This is a genomic window from Shinella sedimenti (assembly GCF_022601905.1).
Classification (GTDB): domain Bacteria; phylum Pseudomonadota; class Alphaproteobacteria; order Rhizobiales; family Rhizobiaceae; genus Shinella; species Shinella sedimenti.
The window spans coordinates 569967-585786 of the sequence record NZ_JAKVIN010000002.1; the positions used below are offsets into that span (position 1 = coordinate 569967).

The window sequence follows — 15820 nt, forward strand, 5'->3', positions numbered from 1 at the left end:
ACTCTGGCAGGGTCCAAAACATAGGCACGCTTGAAAACCGTGGGTAAGTCTCAGAAGGCTTGAAACGGCGTAATTGTGGGGATATACAGCGCGCCTTGAGATGTTCTTCAGGAGAATCGCGTTGAGTGAGAAGATCGATCTTAGCAATTTCGTCCTCAGCGAGGACGATGAATTCATGAGTGCCAACCAGCGGGCTTACTTTCGAGCGAAGCTTAACGCCTGGAAAAACGACATTCTGCGCGAAGCGCGCGAAACTCTCGAACATCTGGCAGAAGAAAGCGCCAACCACCCGGATCTTGCAGACCGGGCATCCTCGGAAACCGACCGCGCCATCGAGCTTCGGGCTCGTGACCGCCAGCGCAAGCTGATCTCCAAGATCGATGCGGCGCTGCAACGTCTCGACGAGGGTACCTACGGTTACTGCGAAGAAACGGGCGAGCCGATCGGCCTCAAGCGTCTCGACGCCCGTCCGATCGCAACGCTTTCGATTGAGGCGCAAGAGCGTCACGAGCGCCGGGAAAAAGTGTATCGCGACGAATAAGCGTCTGCCTGATGGGTGGGAACAGGCGCCGGAAATCCGGCCATGATCGCGCTCGGGCATCATAATCGTTCTTTCCGACAGGTCGAAGAGAGCGAAAAACTTCAAACCCCTGGAGCTTCTGCTTCCAGGGGTTTTTTCATGGCTGGGTCAGCCTCAGCCTTTGCGATTGGCGGCGATCTCGCCGAGCAGGCGGGCCATCTCGGCTTCGGTCTCCTCGCGGCTCTTGCCGGCAGGCTGCGCCTGGCCCGCCATCGCGGCGGTCTGCGTCGGGTTCAGCGTCGGCTGGGCTGCGGTTCGGGCCTGTCCGGCAGTGGCGGCCGTCGCGGGATTGTTTGCCATCTCCGCTTCAAGCAGCTTTTCGAATTCGCTGACAAGAGCCGGATTGTCTGCAGCACTCCCTTCCGGCCTTACGGGCGTTGCCGTCGCGGCCGTCGCCGGGCGCTGCTGGGTTACCTGATTGCTTTGGGCTGGAACATTGACAGGGCCAACGGTACCGGTTGACGAGGCGGTTGCGGTCGATGCGGGCTGCGGTGTCAGTACGCGCTGGCGGTTCTGCTCCAGCAGATCCTCGACGCGCCGCTCCGGTGTGCGTTGCTGCTGGCTCGGCTGCGTCTGCTGTACGGCGGCAATGGGCTGCGGGACCGCACGTGCGGGAATGGACCGGGTGTCCTCGTCACCGGCATAGAGCACCTTTCCCATGGCCGAGACGCCGTCCTGCGCTGCGGTCGGACGCCGTTCGGTTACGGTTGCGGCCGTGACGTTTGCCACCGGCCGGGTAACGACGGGTGTCTCCACGGCGGCGACGGCGGGTTCGCGCCGCGTAGGCTCGGCCCGCTCAGTCGTCTCGGCGGGTTTCTCCGCCGGCTGCGCGCTTTCGGCCACAGTCGTTGCGATCCGCGATTCGATGACGATGTCCGTCGGGCCGCCGATCATGACGAGGTGTTCCACGTCGTCGCGCCGCACCAGCACGAGGCGGCGGCGCGTATCGATCGCGGCGGCATCCAGCACGGCAAGGCGGGGTGTGCGGTTGCGGCCGCCGCGGATGAAGGGGGAGGAGGGCCGGCCCCGGATGATCCACAGAACCAGCGCGAGGCAGAGAAGGCCAAGCAGCACGACGACGACGGCGATGACGAACTTCTGACCGTTGTCTGCTAGGATCTCAGGCAACATGGCGCGTTCACTCCTTCTGTCCGATCGGCCCCTGCCGCATATCGCGGCATCTGACGGCCTTTTGCGAGGTCCTACAAGCGCTTGGCGACGGTTGTCCAGCATCCATTGCCGTCGCGCTTGCGTCGTAACTATGGCAGTGCCTGGAAAATACGAGGGTTTTACCGGGAATATTCCCTGTGAATTCGCGGCCTTGCTTCCCCTCGGCGGCTTTTTGCGCTTCCCTCGGGCAGCTAAACATGATTCTCGCATCGTTGCCGTGCCACGTGAATGGCCGGCGCGTTGCCTATGAGGGATTGATGACGACGATGAAACGGCCGGGCGACGACAATCTGCCGATCGTGGACCGCGGCTTGCGGCCGGCGATGGCGCTTCGCGTCGTGCTGCTGGCCGTCGTGCTGGCGGCCTCTGCGGGTGCCTTCATCGTCTTCAAGAACCAGTTGGACAATGAGTTGGTGCTCGGCGTGCTTGGCGTGCTCGCCATGGCGGGCATCTTCTTCGTCGTGTCGGCGCTGATCGGTTTCATCGAGGTCATGCCGCAGGCGGCCGGGGCCGACGATCTGGCACATGCCTTTCTCGACAGCCATCCTGACGGCACCGTCATTACGGATCGCAAGGGGCGCATCGTCTATGCCAATGCCGCCTATGGTGCGCTGACCGGTGCGCGGGGCGATGCGGAAGTGCAGTCGCTCGAGACGTTGCTGTCGCGCAACCGCGACGCCACCGAAGCCGTCTACCGCCTTACCAACGGCCTGCACGAGGGCAAGGAGGGGGCTGAGGAATTCCGTGTTCAGAAATCTCTCGACGCTTCCGCCTCCGGCGGTTCCGGCGCGCACTGGTACAGGCTCAAGGCGCGGGTGCTGCCCAACGGCAAGAAAGCCGGTCGTTCGCTTTATATCTGGCAGATTTCGGACATCACCTCGGAGCGCGACGACCAGGAGCGATTCTTCAAGGAGTTGCAGAACGCCATCGACTATCTCGACCATGCGCCAGCCGGTTTCTTTTCCGCCGGCCGCAAGGGGGAGATCGTCTATCTCAATGCGACGCTTGCGGAATGGCTGGGTATAGACCTGACGAAGTTCCACCCGGGTTCGCTGTCGATTGCCGATGTGGTGGCAGGCGAGGGGCTGGCGCTTATCCAGTCCGTGCAGGCCGAACCCGGCCTGAAGCGCACCGAGACGCTCGACCTCGACCTGCGCAAGACGAACGGCCAGAGCCTGCCGGTGCGCATCGTGCACCGCGTGTCCTCCATGCGCGATGGCGCGCCCGGCGACAGCCGCACCATCGTGCTGGCGCGCGAGGAGGGCGGTGAGGCCGACCAGTCCGCATCGATTGCCTCCATGCGCTTCACGCGCTTCTTCAACAACACGCCCATGGCGATTGCATCTGTCGACGGGAACGGCCGTATCCTGCGCACCAATGCGCCGTTCCTGAAGCTGTTTTCCGGCGTCGTCTCGCGCGATGATATCGACCGCGGCGCCAAGCTCGAGACAATCGTGCACGAAACGGACCGGCTGCGCCTGCAGTCGGCATTCGACGCGGCCAAGGACCGGCAGGGCGATATTCCGCCGATCGATTCGCTCCATCCCGCCGACGACGGGCGGCACTTCCGTTTCTATGTGAACGCCGTCATCGATCAGAGCGACGAGGCGCCGGAAGAGGCCGCCATCGTCTATGCCGTGGAGATCACCGAGCAGAAAGCGCTCGAGACACAGATGGCGCAGACCCAGAAGATGAATGCCGTGGGAACGCTGGCCGGCGGCATAGCGCACGACTTCAACAACGTGCTGACGGCCATCCTGCTCTCGTCCGACCATCTTCTGCTGTCCGCGCGCCCCTCCGATGCCAGCTTTGCCGATCTCATGGAGATCAAGCGCAATGCCAACCGCGCCGCGGTGCTGGTGCGGCAACTGCTCGCCTTCTCGCGCAAACAGACCATGCGCCCGACCGTGCTCAACATGACCGATGTGATCGGCGACCTGCGTATGCTGGTCGACCGGATGACAGGCACCAATGTGAAGATCAATGTCGAATACGGCCGTGACCTTTGGACGGTGAAGACGGATCTCGGCCAGTTCGAGCAGGTGCTGATCAACCTCGCCGTCAACGCGCGCGATGCCATGCCGGATGGCGGCACTATCACATTCCGCACGCGCAACGTGGAAGCCGAAGAGGCCGCCGCCCGCAACCTGCGTGACTTGCCGCCGGGCGACTACGTCGAAGTCGAGGTCTCGGACCAGGGCACCGGCATACCGCCCGAGATCATCGACAAGATCTTTGAGCCCTTCTTCACGACCAAGGATGTCGGCAAGGGCACGGGTCTCGGCCTCTCGATGGTCTACGGCATCGTCAAGCAGACAGGCGGCTACATCTATCTGGATTCGGAAGTCGGCAAGGGCACGACCTTCCGCATCCTGCTGCCGCGCCATGTGGAAGAGGCCGTTCCCGTCGACATCGCGACGGCTGCGGCACAGGTCGGTTCACAGCCGGTCGCCACCGTAGCGCAGATTGCAGAAAAGGAACCGCGCGACCTGACCGGCGGTTCGGCCGTCGTGCTTCTCGTCGAGGATGAGGAAGCGGTCCGCCGCGGTGGAAAGCGCATGCTGGAAACCCGCGGCTATACGGTGCACGAGGCCGGATCGGGCGTCGAGGCGCTCGATATCATGGAAGAGCTGAACGGTGCCGTCGATATCGTCGTGTCCGACGTCGTGATGCCCGAAATGGACGGTCCGTCGCTGCTGCGCGAACTGCGCAAGTCCTATCCGGATCTCAAGTTCATCTTCGTCTCGGGTTACGCCGAGGACGCCTTCGCCCGCAACCTTCCCGCCGATGCCAAGTTCGGCTTCCTGCCGAAGCCGTTCTCGCTGAAGCAGCTTGCTGAAGCCGTGCGGGAAATGCTGGACGAAGGGTAAGTCAAACGGGCTTCAATGCCGGATTGCGCCACATCCGCTTTGCCTCTTCGTCGGCTTTTGTAAGCTTTAACGAAGGACGACCAAGCATACCGTTGCGCTTGGCATTCACGACGCAGCTGTATCGATTAGCATAGGCGCGTGAGGACCGGTCAACTTCATATCCATTGAACGCGCGTCGGCTCCAAAGCCATCCCTCATCGTCACGCCAGAACACCCATCTGTCACCATTCGGATCGATACAGCTTAAGAGCATGATCTCCACTCCTCTTGATAACTCAAGGTTGCATTGATTCGTGCAATTGTCTACCAACCTGATGCAATCTTGGGGTGTTCTTCCGCGGTATTGATATCGTTAGGGGTTGTGTCGGTGGCGCTTTAATTCTCTATAAAACAATAGCTTATTTATTAAATTTTTCTTATATTACTTTGTGATTTACTCGCCCCGGTTTGTAGAAAGTTCGTGATTTTTTCAAAAAATGAGCGGCCGGATCAAACCGGCCGCTACGTCATTATCAATCCACCATTGCAACGGCGATTTCGGCCGCAAGACGGGCGTTGTTCTCGACGAGCGCGATGTTCGTTTTGAGGCTGCGGCCGTCCGTCAGGTGGAACAGGCTGTCGAGCAGGTAGGGGGTAACAGCCTTGCCGGCGATCTCGTCACGCTCCGCATTGTCGAGCGCGCGGGTGATGTAGATTTCCATCTCTTCGCGCGGGATCTCGTCAGCCTGCGGCACCGGGTTGGCAATCAGCATGCCGCCATCGACGCCGAGCTGGTCGCGCACCGTCTGGAAGTTGGCGATCGCCGCCGGGCTGTTGAGCGTCAGCGGGCTCTTGAGGCCCGAATCGCGCGACCAGAAGGCCGGGAAGGTGGCGCTGTCATAGGTGACGACGGGCACGCCGCGGGTTTCCAGCACTTCCAGCGTTTTGGGGATGTCGAGGATTGCCTTGGGGCCGGCGCAGACGACGATGACGCCGGTGCGTGCGAGCTCCTCAAGGTCGGCGGAGATGTCGAAGGTCTCTTCCGCACCGCGATGCACGCCGCCAATGCCACCGGTGGCGAAGACCCTGATGCCGGCCCGTGCGGCGCCGATCATGGTGGCCGCGACCGTCGTGGCACCCGTGCGACGTTCCGCGATGGCAAACGCCATGTCGGCGCGCGACACCTTCATCGCGCCCTTGGTCTGCGCCAAGGCCTCGAGCTGGGCGGCTTCAAGGCCGATATGCAGCACGCCCTCGATGACGGCGATGGTCGCCGGCACGGCGCCGTTGTCGCGGATGATGGTCTCCACGCTGCGCGCCATCTCGAGATTGCCCGGATAGGGCATGCCGTGCGTGATGATCGTCGATTCGAGGGCCACGATCGGCGCGCCGCGTGCCTTGGCGGCGGCGACTTCGTCCGAATACTGCATCGGCAGGAGGGAGGAGACGGGTCTGGTCATGCGATGTCCTTGAAGGATTTTGGGCAAAAAAGTCTCATGACAGGATTTCGGCAGGCGGCACAAGAGAAAGTGCATCGGCAAGCGCCGGCTGCGACATTTCTTCCGCGACGGCAAGCGGCGAGCGCACCGTGATGACGGCGGCAGCAACGCCCTGGCGCAATGCTTCATTTATCCGCGCGCCGCGAAGCCGGGCGTGGAGAAAGCCGGAGGCGAGCGAATCGCCCGCGCCGGTGACATCGCCAAGCGCCGGTATGGCCGGCGGCACCACGATGGCGGCGCTGTTCTCGTCAAAGGAGATGACGCCCCTGCCGCCGCGCGTAACCACGCCGGCGCGAAGGCCGATGGCACGCAGTGCATCGGGCCAGTCGGCGGGGTTTTCCGGGTTGGCGCCGGTCAGCGTGCGGGCTTCCGCCTCGTTCATGAAGAGAAAGGCAAGGGCAGGCAGGCTCTTTTCAAGGCGCACGACCTTTGCCGGGGAAATGGCGATGGCGGCGAGGGGAATGCTGGCCTCCCGCGCCATCGCTGCCATCGCGTCGAGCGTTTCCGCCGGCAGGTTGGCGTCGGTCAGCAGCGCGCCGGCACCGGCGATTGCTTCGCGCATGGCGCGCTGTTGCAGCCGCCGCGGCGAAAACAGCCGATAGAGTTCCATGTCGGCCAGGGCGATGACAAGGTTGCCGTCGCGCTCGATGATCGCCGTGTAGCTTGGCGTTGCGCGGTCGAGGAAGGTAAATGGCGTATCCTCGACGCCCGCTGCCTGCGCCGCGGCCGCGACGATTTCGCCGTCCTTGTCGCCGCCGCGCGGCGAGACCAGCCGCACGCGGTGGCCGAGACGGGCGAGATTGCGCGCCGCATTGAAGGCGCCACCACCCGCTTCCACGAACCAACCGCCCGGATTGCTGGCGCCAGGCACCGTCTCGCCGGCAATGCGCCCGCGCCTGTCCACATGAGCGCCGCCCATCACCAGTATCGTTCTGTCCGTCATCGTCTTCCTTCGCATCCGCATGCCGATTCGTCCGCCCGAGGCAGGTTGCAGGGCGGTCAAACCGTTGTTTTCAATCCACGATCATCCACTTGAAACGAAAGTAGAACACGCCCTCGATTTCTTAATTTGTTCAAATGGATGAACAAGCCTTGCAAAATGAGAACAAAATGTGTACATAGCTTTCGTCGGCGGGTTCGTTGCCTGTCTTGCTTCAATAACCTAAAGGTGGACAAAATGGCACAGAACAGTTTGCGGCTCGTAGAGGATAAAACAGTGGATAAAAGCAAGGCACTCGAAGCGGCTCTCTCCCAGATCGAGCGCTCCTTCGGCAAGGGCTCCATCATGAAGCTCGGCGGCAAGGACAGCGTCGTGGAGATCGAGACGGTTTCGACGGGCTCTCTCAGCCTCGACGTCGCGCTCGGCATCGGCGGCCTGCCCAAGGGGCGCATCATCGAGATCTACGGGCCGGAAAGCTCGGGCAAGACGACGCTGGCGCTGCAGACCATTGCCGAGGCACAGAAGAAGGGCGGAATCTGCGCCTTCGTGGACGCCGAGCACGCACTCGACCCTATCTATGCCCGCAAACTCGGCGTGGATCTTGAAAATCTTCTCATTTCGCAGCCCGATACCGGTGAGCAGGCGCTGGAGATCACCGATACGCTGGTCCGTTCCGGCGCAATCGACGTGCTGGTCGTCGACTCGGTCGCCGCACTCACGCCGCGCGCCGAAATCGAAGGCGAGATGGGCGAAAGCCTGCCGGGCCTCCAGGCCCGCCTGATGAGCCAGGCGCTGCGCAAGCTGACGGCCTCCATCTCCAAGTCCAACACGATGGTCATCTTCATCAACCAGATCCGCATGAAGATCGGCGTCGTCTATGGTTCGCCGGAAGTGACGACGGGCGGCAACGCCTTGAAGTTCTATGCCTCCGTTCGCCTCGACATCCGCCGTATTGGCGCCGTCAAGGAGCGCGACGAGGTGATCGGCAACCAGACGCGCGTCAAGGTCGTCAAGAACAAGATGGCGCCGCCCTTCAAGCAGGTCGAATTCGACATCATGTATGGCGAGGGCGTTTCCAAGACGGGTGAACTGATCGATCTCGGCGTCAAGGCCGGCATCGTCGAGAAGTCGGGCGCGTGGTTCTCCTACAACAGCCAGCGTCTCGGTCAGGGCCGCGAGAATGCTAAGACGTTCCTGCGCGAGAACCCGGACCTTGCTCGCGAGATCGAGACGTCGCTGCGGCAGAATGCCGGCCTCATCGCCGACCGCTTCCTGGAAAACGGCGGTCCCGATGCGAACGACGCCGACGACGCGGCGAACATGTAGTCTTCCCGCAACGCTTTCTTAAAACGACGGAAAACCGGCCTTTCTTCGCGAAGGGCCGGTTTCTTCGTGTCTGGACAGGTGCCGGGCCGGACGATAAAAGCCTTCAGTTCTCGCGCATGCCCGCGGTTTCAGGCCTCCTCAGGGAAGGCGTCGGGCCAGGCGCGGTTTCGACGGAATTCGCGGATGGACGGTCCACAAGGCCTTCCGGGCGGGCACTCCGGCCGGCGATGCGGTGTCGCGTCGCTGTGGGGCAATTGGGTGGATGACGCGCCGGTTCCGGTGCAGACAGTGCTAAGATGAAGGACGCGATATGAGCGGCGTGAATGACATCCGGTCGACTTTCCTCGACTATTTCCGCAAGAACGGGCACGAGGTCGTTGCCTCCAGCCCCCTTGTGCCGCGAAACGACCCGACGCTCATGTTCACCAATGCCGGCATGGTGCAGTTCAAGAACGTCTTCACCGGGTTGGAGACGCGCCCCTACACCACCGCGACGACGGCCCAGAAGGTCGTGCGCGCCGGCGGCAAGCACAACGATCTCGACAATGTCGGCTATACCGCACGCCATCTGACCTTCTTCGAGATGCTCGGCAACTTCTCCTTCGGCGATTACTTCAAGGAACAGGCGATCGAGCATGCCTGGACGCTTGTCACCAAGGGTTTCGATCTGCCGAAGGACCGGCTTCTGGTCACCGTCTATGCCGATGACGACGAAGCAGCGCTTCTGTGGAAGAAGATCGCCGGCTTTTCCGACGATCGTATTATCCGCATCCCGACCTCCGACAATTTCTGGCAGATGGGCGATACCGGCCCCTGCGGTCCCTGTTCTGAAATCTTCATCGACCAGGGCGAACATGTCTGGGGCGGCCCTCCGGGCTCGCCGGAAGAGGATGGCGACCGGTTCCTGGAATTCTGGAACCTCGTCTTCATGCAGTTCGACCAGACCGCACCCGGCGAGCGCAGCCCGCTGCCGCGTCCGTCCATCGATACCGGCATGGGCCTGGAACGCATGGCCTGCATCCTGCAGGGTGTTCAGAGCGTTTTCGAGACTGACCTGTTCCGTACGCTGATCGCCGCCGTCGAGGAGACGGTCGGCATCAGGGCACAGGGCGAGGCGGCCGCAAGCTGCCGCGTGATCGCCGATCACCTGCGCTCGTCCGCCTTCCTCATCGCCGATGGCGTGCTGCCGTCGAACGAGGGCCGTGGCTATGTTCTGCGCCGCATCATGCGCCGCGCCATGCGCCACATGCAGCTTCTCGGCGCCAAGGAACCGCTGATGTGGTCGCTGCTGCCGGCGCTTGTCGGCGAAATGGGCCGTGCCTATCCCGAACTCGTGCGCGCCGAAGCGCTGATTTCCGAGACGCTCAAGCTTGAGGAAACCCGTTTCCGCAAGACGTTGGAGCGTGGCCTCTCGCTGCTGTCGGACGCCACCGTCACGCTCGAGAAGGGCGACATGCTGGACGGCGAAACTGCCTTCAAGCTTTATGACACCTACGGCTTCCCGCTCGACCTGACGCAGGACGCGCTGCGAGCCCGCGAGATCAATGTCGATCTGTCCGGTTTCAACGACGCGATGCAGCGCCAGAAGGCCGAGGCTCGCGCCAACTGGTCGGGCTCTGGCGATAAGGCGACAGAGGCCGTGTGGTTCGAACTGAAGGAAAAGCACGGCGCGACCGAATTCCTCGGCTATGATACCGAAACAGCCGAAGGCGTGGTTCAGGCCATCGTGATCGACGGCAAGGCCGTTGGTAGCGCCAATTCCGGCGACAGCGTGCAGATCGTCGTCAATCAGACCCCTTTCTATGGCGAATCGGGCGGACAGATGGGCGATACCGGCGTCATTACGTCGGACAATGCCCGCCTTACGGTCACCGATACGCAGAAGAAGGGTGAGGGGCTGTTCGTGCACAGCGCGGTCGTCGAGAGCGGCACGTTGAAGCTCGACGACGCGGTCGTGCTGACGGTCGACCACGCGCGCCGTTCGCGCCTGCGCGCCAACCATTCCGCCACGCATCTGCTGCACGAGGCGCTGCGCGAGGTGCTGGGCACCCATGTCGCCCAGAAGGGCTCGCTCGTGGCGCCAGAGCGCCTGCGCTTCGACGTTTCGCATCCCAAGCCGATGACGGCCGAGGAACTGCGGGTCATCGAGGACATGGCCAACGAGATCATCGTGCAAAACGCACCCGTGACCACACGTCTGATGACGGTGGATGACGCCATTGCGGAAGGCGCCATGGCGCTGTTCGGCGAAAAATACGGGGATGAGGTCCGCGTTGTCTCCATGGGCACGGGCCTGCATGGCGCGAAGGCAAACCGGCCCTATTCGGTCGAGCTTTGCGGCGGCACGCACGTTGCCGCCACCGGTGAGATCGGTCTCGTGCGCATCCTGTCGGAAAGCGCGGTTGGCTCGGGCGTGCGCCGCCTGGAAGCGCTGACAGGCGAATCGGCCCGCGCCTACCTCGCCGAGCAGGACGAGCGCGTGAAGTCGCTTGCCACCGCGCTGAAGGTGCAGCCGGGCGAGGTTCTGGCCCGCGTCGAGGCGCTGGCCGACGAACGCCGCAAGCTCGAACGCGAACTGACCGAGGCCAAGAAGAAGCTGGCCCTGTCCGGCGGCTCTGCCGGTGGTGACGATGGCGTGCGCGATGTCGCCGGCATCAAGTATCTCGGCAAGGTCGTGACCGGCGTCGAGCCGAAGGACCTGAAGAGCCTGGCCGACGAGGGCAAGAAGAGCCTCGGCTCCGGTGTCGTCGCCTTCATCGGTGTGTCGCCGGATGGCAAGGCCAGCGCGGTCGTGGCCGTTACCGAGGATCTGACGGACCGCGTCAGCGCGGTCGATCTCGTGCGCGTCGCCTCCGAGGCGCTCGGCGGCAAGGGCGGTGGCGGGCGTCCCGACATGGCGCAGGCCGGCGGACCTGACGGCGGCAAGGCGGCCGAGGCGATCGACGCCGTGGCCGCTGCCATCGGCGGCTGACGGTACTGTTGCCGATAGAAATCGACCCGATCTGAGACGACACGGCGGGCCCTGGCCCGCCGTTCGTTTGCGAAGTCTTCAACGTTTCCGCGTAGCGTGATGCCGCACGGAGTTTCTGTTTTGATCGAAGATCTCGTCAGTATTTCGACCCTGATGATGTGTACGTTCCTGTCGACCATCGTCGTCGGGATATTTCTGCTTCAGGTCTGGCTGACCGATCGACGCCATGCGGCTGCCCGTTACTGGTGCCTGTCCATGTGGGTGGGCTCGCTCTGCACGTTGCTCTTCGCCTTCCGTGCGTACGGTTACCCGCTCGTGACCATCGGGCTCGCCAATATGCTTGCCGTCTTCGGCTACGCAATGATGTGGGCCGGTTTCCGGGTTTTCGACGAGCGCAAGGTCCATGGCGTGGTCGTGCTGTCGGGACCGGTTTTATGGCTTGTCGCCTATCTGGGCGTGGATGCGGTGACGCAGGACGTGAACAACCGCGTCATCATCATCTCCTTGCTGATCACAGCCTATTCGGTGGCGACCGGCGTGGATATCTGGCGCGGCCGCCGCAGGGACCCTCTGCCGACGCGGTTTCTCGCCGCACTCTTCTTCGTGTCGCATGGTGTGATCTATTTCCTGCGGGTGCCCATGACGTTGCTGGCGCCGTCTGCCTTCGGCCATGGCACGGCCTATTCGGCGTGGTTCGCAATTTTTTCGCTGGAACTGTTCGCCCATACGATCCTGGCGGCCGTCGCCATGCTCGTGCTGATCAAGGAGCGGGGCGAGGCGCTGTATCGGCAGGCGTCGCGCACCGATGCGCTGACCGGCATCGCCAATCGCGGTTCCTTCCTCGATGATGTGCAGGCGCGGCTTGCCGGGCGACCCGGCGGCAGCCTGCTCGTTTTCGATCTCGACCGTTTCAAGAGCATCAACGACACCTACGGCCATGCCGCCGGCGATGTCGTGCTCAGGCGTTTCGTGGAGGCGGTCTCCGGGCGGCTTGAGCCGGGCATGCTGTTCTGCCGCTTCGGTGGGGAGGAATTCGCGTTGTTTGCCCCACATCACGGCATCGATCGGGCGGAAGCTTTCGCCCAGTCCCTGCGACGCGAGATCAACGGGCTGGCGCTGCATGATGCGGAGGGCCGCGAGATCGGCCTTTCGGTGAGCATCGGGCTTGCGGATGTCGAGACGTTCGGCATGGATTTCGATCGCCTGTATTCCGCGGCCGACCGTGCGCTCTACGCCGCGAAGGACGAGGGCCGCGACCGTGTGAAGCGGGCCCTTCCATCAGTCGGCTTATCGGGTTTCGCGAGCCGCATGCGAGCCTCTGTCGCGCCCGATACGGGTGCGGCCGCAGCCGGCTAGCGTCCCGGCTTTTCCAAAACCTCTCCGATATAGTCTCCCCCCCCCCCCCGGGCGCGAATGACACGCGGCGCTGCAGATAAGCAAGATTTGCGAAGTCGGACCGTGCCATGGTTCGAGGCATGCGAACGGGAGGTGAGGCATGAACAGCAGTGAAATATGGGCGACATATGAAAAGCGCCTCACGCGCGTCTCCGCCTATATCCATGATCATCTGGACGAAGAGCTAGATCTCAATCGCCTGGCCGAAATCGCGTGCCTGTCCGCGCATCACTGGCATCGTGTCTATCGCGCGGTTCACAAGGAGACGCTGGCCACGACCGTCCGACGGCTGCGCCTGCACCGGGCGGCGGGTGAGCTGGTGCGCAGCGATCGTCCCGTTCGCGATATCGCCGTGCGATGGGGTTATCCCAACCTTCAATCCTTCACGCGGGCCTTTTCGGCTGCCTATGGCATGCCGCCGGCCCGCTACAGGCGGAAGGGCCCCCATCGCGCTTACGCAATCGAAAACCAAGAGGAAACGACCGGCATGTTCGACGTCACAATCCGCTCAATCCCGCCACAAAACCTGCTGTGCATTCCGCATACCGGCTCCTATATGGGCATCGGCAAGGCCTTCGAGGCACTGTATGGCACGCTCTATTCGCGCGGCCTCTTTCAGCCTGACATGCGTATGATCGGCCTTTATCTCGACGATCCCGATCTTGTCGCCGAGGACAAGCTGCGCTCCTTTGCCTGTGTGATGGTCGACGCCGCTCCTGCGGTCGAGCCGCCGCTGGAGCAGCGGACGCTGTCCGGCGGGGACTATGCCGTGCTGCGCCATCAGGGACCATATGCGAATATGGGCGCTGCCTATCGCTGGCTCTTCGAGACGTGGCTGCCGGCATCGGGCCGGTCGATCCGCGACGAGGTGATGTTCGAGCATTATCTCAACAGCCCGCGCGACGTGGCGCCCGAGGCGCTGCTGACGGAGATCGGCCTGCCGCTTCGGCCGGAAGGCGACACGGCGTCCTGAGATCGGCGGGGACAAGCTCGCCCGCCAACAAAAAAGCCCGGCGCGATGGCCGGGCTTTTTCATGCATGTAAAATCCGATCAGGCAGCCATGGCCTTGCGGAGATTCTCGTCGATCTTGTCGAGGAAGCCGGTGGTGGAGAGCCACGGCTGGTCGGGACCGATGAGCAGCGCCAGGTCCTTCGTCATGAAACCGGCTTCAACGGTTTCGACGCAGACCTTTTCCAGCGTTTCGGAGAACTTTGCCAGGTCCGCATTGCCGTCCAGCTTGGCGCGGTGGGCAAGGCCACGCGTCCAGGCGAAGATCGAGGCGATCGAGTTGGTCGAGGTTTCCTCGCCCTTCTGGTGCTGGCGGTAGTGACGGGTCACCGTGCCGTGGGCGGCTTCGGCTTCGACCGTCTTGCCATCGGGCGTCATCAGGACCGAGGTCATCAGGCCGAGCGAGCCGAAGCCCTGGGCCACGATGTCGGACTGCACGTCGCCGTCGTAGTTCTTGCACGCCCAGACGTAGCCGCCGGACCACTTGAGCGCCGAAGCAACCATGTCGTCGATCAGGCGATGCTCGTACCAGAGCTTGGCTTCCTTGAACTTCTCGGCGAATTCGGCGTCGAAGACCTGCTGGAAGATATCCTTGAAGCGGCCGTCATAGACCTTGAGGATGGTGTTCTTGGTCGAAAGATAGACCGGCACCTTGCGCTGCAGGCCATAGTTGAAAGACGCGCGGGCGAATTCGGTGATCGAATCGTCGAGGTTGTACATGCCCATGGCGACACCGGCCGAGGGGGCGTCGAACACGTCGTATTCGATTTCCTTGCCGTCCTCGCCGACGAACTTCATCGTCAGCTTGCCCTTGCCCGGAAACTTGAAATCGGTGGCGCGGTACTGGTCGCCGAACGCATGGCGGCCGACGATGATCGGCTTGGTCCAGCCGGGAACCAGACGCGGGACGTTCTTGGCGATGATCGGCTCGCGGAAGATGACGCCGCCAAGGATGTTGCGGATCGTGCCGTTCGGCGACTTCCACATCTTCTTCAGCTTGAATTCCTCGACACGGGCCTCGTCCGGCGTGATGGTGGCGCACTTGACGCCGACGCCGTGCTTCTTGATGGCGTTTGCGGCATCGATCGTCACCTGGTCGTCGGTGGCGTCGCGGTTTTCCATGCCGAGATCGTAGTATTCAAGGTCGATGTCCAGGTAGGGATGGATCAGCTTGTCCTTGATGAACTGCCAGATGATGCGCGTCATCTCGTCGCCATCGAGTTCGACGACGGGATTGGCGACCTTGATCTTTGCCATGGGGAGCCTCGTGCTTGTAGGGGCAGAACGCCCCGGATCGTGGACTTTAAAGAACCGAGTGGCCCTATAGCACTCACGGCCGGGAAGGCAAAGGCGGCACGGGCCGAGGCGGTTTATTTTCCTTGCGGGGAGGAATAAGTTTCGCCCGAATTCCGTTTCAGAAGAGTCGCGGGCATGCGTCCTTGCCGTGCCGCCACCCAATGGAGAATGTGATGTCGCGCCTCGGTCTCATCGCCCTTGCCGTCCTGATCCCGATTTCCGCCCATGCCGCCGGCTTCAAGGCGCCCGTCGAGGAGCTCATGGCGGCCACTGCCAGCAACTGGAAAGAGATGAAGGAGGACACCGAGACCGCGCCCGACTACATCGACTATTTCAACGAGGATTTCCTGAAGCGCCTCTATAGCAAGGATCTCGTTGCCAAATACCGGGAAGCGGCAAAGTATCCGGCCTATGACGACGGCGGTTCGCCCTTCGGCTACGATCCCATCGTCAGCGGCCAGGACGGCTGTTCGCTGAAGGACCTGACGATCACCGAGGGTACGCCGAAAGACGGCACGGACGACGTCACCGTGACCTTCGACAACACCCATTGTTTCCCCGAGCGCGATCCCTCGCAGGCCAAGACGACGCTGGTTTTCAAGGTGATCGAGGAGGACGGGCGGCCGGTCATCGACGAGATGGTGCGCGAAGGCGAGGACGAATCGACCCTCAAGGAAGAGCTGGGCGAACTGGCACGCTATGGTGCGGAAGCGGCCGCCGGCGGCCAGTAACGCTTTTCATTTCCGGTCAATTGTGCGACTGAGGCCCGGTTTTTCTAGGGATAT

General features: G+C 62.7%; 11 protein-coding genes. 7 read left to right on the top strand and 4 right to left on the bottom strand.

The genetic code is table 11. The features are described from left to right. Positions 1 to 121: 121 nt before the first annotated feature. Positions 122 to 541: an RNA polymerase-binding protein DksA gene (dksA, locus tag MKI86_RS06860; RefSeq protein ID WP_241599000.1), complete on the top strand. Its 420-nt coding sequence runs from the start codon at positions 122 to 124 to the stop codon at positions 539 to 541. A 153-nt stretch (positions 542 to 694) separates the two neighbouring features. Here the strand turns inward: dksA and MKI86_RS06865 are convergent, their stop codons facing one another. Further along, the gene (locus MKI86_RS06865) at positions 695 to 1711 is read right to left on the bottom strand and encodes a flagellar biosynthetic protein FliO (protein ID WP_241599002.1); all 1017 of its coding nucleotides are present in this window, start codon (positions 1709 to 1711) and stop codon (positions 695 to 697) included. 296 nt (positions 1712 to 2007) lie between these two features. On the opposite strand from MKI86_RS06865, the gene cckA reads away from it, so the two are divergent. Then, a complete protein-coding gene (cckA, locus tag MKI86_RS06870; RefSeq protein ID WP_241599004.1) occupies positions 2008 to 4620 on the top strand; it encodes a cell cycle histidine kinase CckA in 2613 nt (870 codons plus the stop codon). A gap of 512 nt (positions 4621 to 5132) precedes the next feature. Here cckA and MKI86_RS06875 read toward each other — a convergent pair. Together MKI86_RS06875 and MKI86_RS06880 are read right to left on the bottom strand one after the other, a co-directional pair. Then, the gene (locus MKI86_RS06875) at positions 5133 to 6059 is read right to left on the bottom strand and encodes a pseudouridine-5'-phosphate glycosidase (RefSeq protein WP_241599006.1); all 927 of its coding nucleotides are present in this window, start codon (positions 6057 to 6059) and stop codon (positions 5133 to 5135) included. A 34-nt stretch (positions 6060 to 6093) separates the two neighbouring features. Then, positions 6094 to 7041, bottom strand: a complete 948-nt coding sequence (locus tag MKI86_RS06880; RefSeq protein WP_241599008.1) for a carbohydrate kinase family protein — start codon at positions 7039 to 7041, stop codon at positions 6094 to 6096. 234 nt (positions 7042 to 7275) lie between these two features. Here MKI86_RS06880 and recA point away from each other — a divergent pair, with 234 nt between their 5' ends. The 4 genes from recA to MKI86_RS06900 all read left to right on the top strand — a co-directional run bounded on the left by recA (position 7276) and on the right by MKI86_RS06900 (position 13703). After that, positions 7276 to 8364 (top strand): recombinase RecA, encoded by a 1089-nt coding sequence (gene recA / locus MKI86_RS06885; protein ID WP_241599010.1) that lies wholly within the window; start codon positions 7276 to 7278, stop codon positions 8362 to 8364. A 310-nt stretch (positions 8365 to 8674) separates the two neighbouring features. Beyond that, positions 8675 to 11335, top strand: coding sequence for an alanine--tRNA ligase (alaS, locus tag MKI86_RS06890; protein WP_241599012.1), 2661 nt, complete (start codon positions 8675 to 8677; stop codon positions 11333 to 11335). 120 nt (positions 11336 to 11455) lie between these two features. Beyond that, positions 11456 to 12691 (top strand): GGDEF domain-containing protein, encoded by a 1236-nt coding sequence (locus MKI86_RS06895; protein WP_241599014.1) that lies wholly within the window; start codon positions 11456 to 11458, stop codon positions 12689 to 12691. Between the two features lie 139 nt (positions 12692 to 12830). Beyond that, complete coding sequence (locus tag MKI86_RS06900; protein ID WP_241599017.1) at positions 12831 to 13703, top strand: AraC family transcriptional regulator; 873 nt, start codon at positions 12831 to 12833, stop codon at positions 13701 to 13703. Positions 13704 to 13781: 78 nt separating this feature from the next. Here the strand turns inward: MKI86_RS06900 and MKI86_RS06905 are convergent, their stop codons facing one another. Further along, entirely contained in the window at positions 13782 to 14996 is a 1215-nt protein-coding gene (locus MKI86_RS06905; RefSeq protein ID WP_241599019.1) for an NADP-dependent isocitrate dehydrogenase, read from the bottom strand. A 212-nt stretch (positions 14997 to 15208) separates the two neighbouring features. On the opposite strand from MKI86_RS06905, the gene MKI86_RS06910 reads away from it, so the two are divergent. Beyond that, positions 15209 to 15766 carry a hypothetical protein gene (locus MKI86_RS06910; protein ID WP_241599021.1) on the top strand — a complete coding sequence of 186 codons (558 nt, stop codon included), beginning with the start codon at positions 15209 to 15211 and terminating at the stop codon, positions 15764 to 15766. Positions 15767 to 15820 lie beyond the last annotated feature (54 nt).

Coding starts and splice junctions, on each gene's coding strand:
- MKI86_RS06910 (WP_241599021.1), top strand. CDS start 15,209: ATGTCGCGCCTCGGTCTCATCGCCCTTGCCGTCCTGATCCCGATTTCC.
- MKI86_RS06880 (WP_241599008.1), bottom strand. CDS start 7,041: ATGACGGACAGAACGATACTGGTGATGGGCGGCGCTCATGTGGACAGG.
- MKI86_RS06905 (WP_241599019.1), bottom strand. CDS start 14,996: ATGGCAAAGATCAAGGTCGCCAATCCCGTCGTCGAACTCGATGGCGAC.
- cckA (WP_241599004.1), top strand. CDS start 2,008: ATGACGACGATGAAACGGCCGGGCGACGACAATCTGCCGATCGTGGAC.
- recA (WP_241599010.1), top strand. CDS start 7,276: ATGGCACAGAACAGTTTGCGGCTCGTAGAGGATAAAACAGTGGATAAA.
- MKI86_RS06900 (WP_241599017.1), top strand. CDS start 12,831: ATGAACAGCAGTGAAATATGGGCGACATATGAAAAGCGCCTCACGCGC.
- MKI86_RS06875 (WP_241599006.1), bottom strand. CDS start 6,059: ATGACCAGACCCGTCTCCTCCCTCCTGCCGATGCAGTATTCGGACGAA.
- alaS (WP_241599012.1), top strand. CDS start 8,675: ATGAGCGGCGTGAATGACATCCGGTCGACTTTCCTCGACTATTTCCGC.
- MKI86_RS06865 (WP_241599002.1), bottom strand. CDS start 1,711: ATGTTGCCTGAGATCCTAGCAGACAACGGTCAGAAGTTCGTCATCGCC.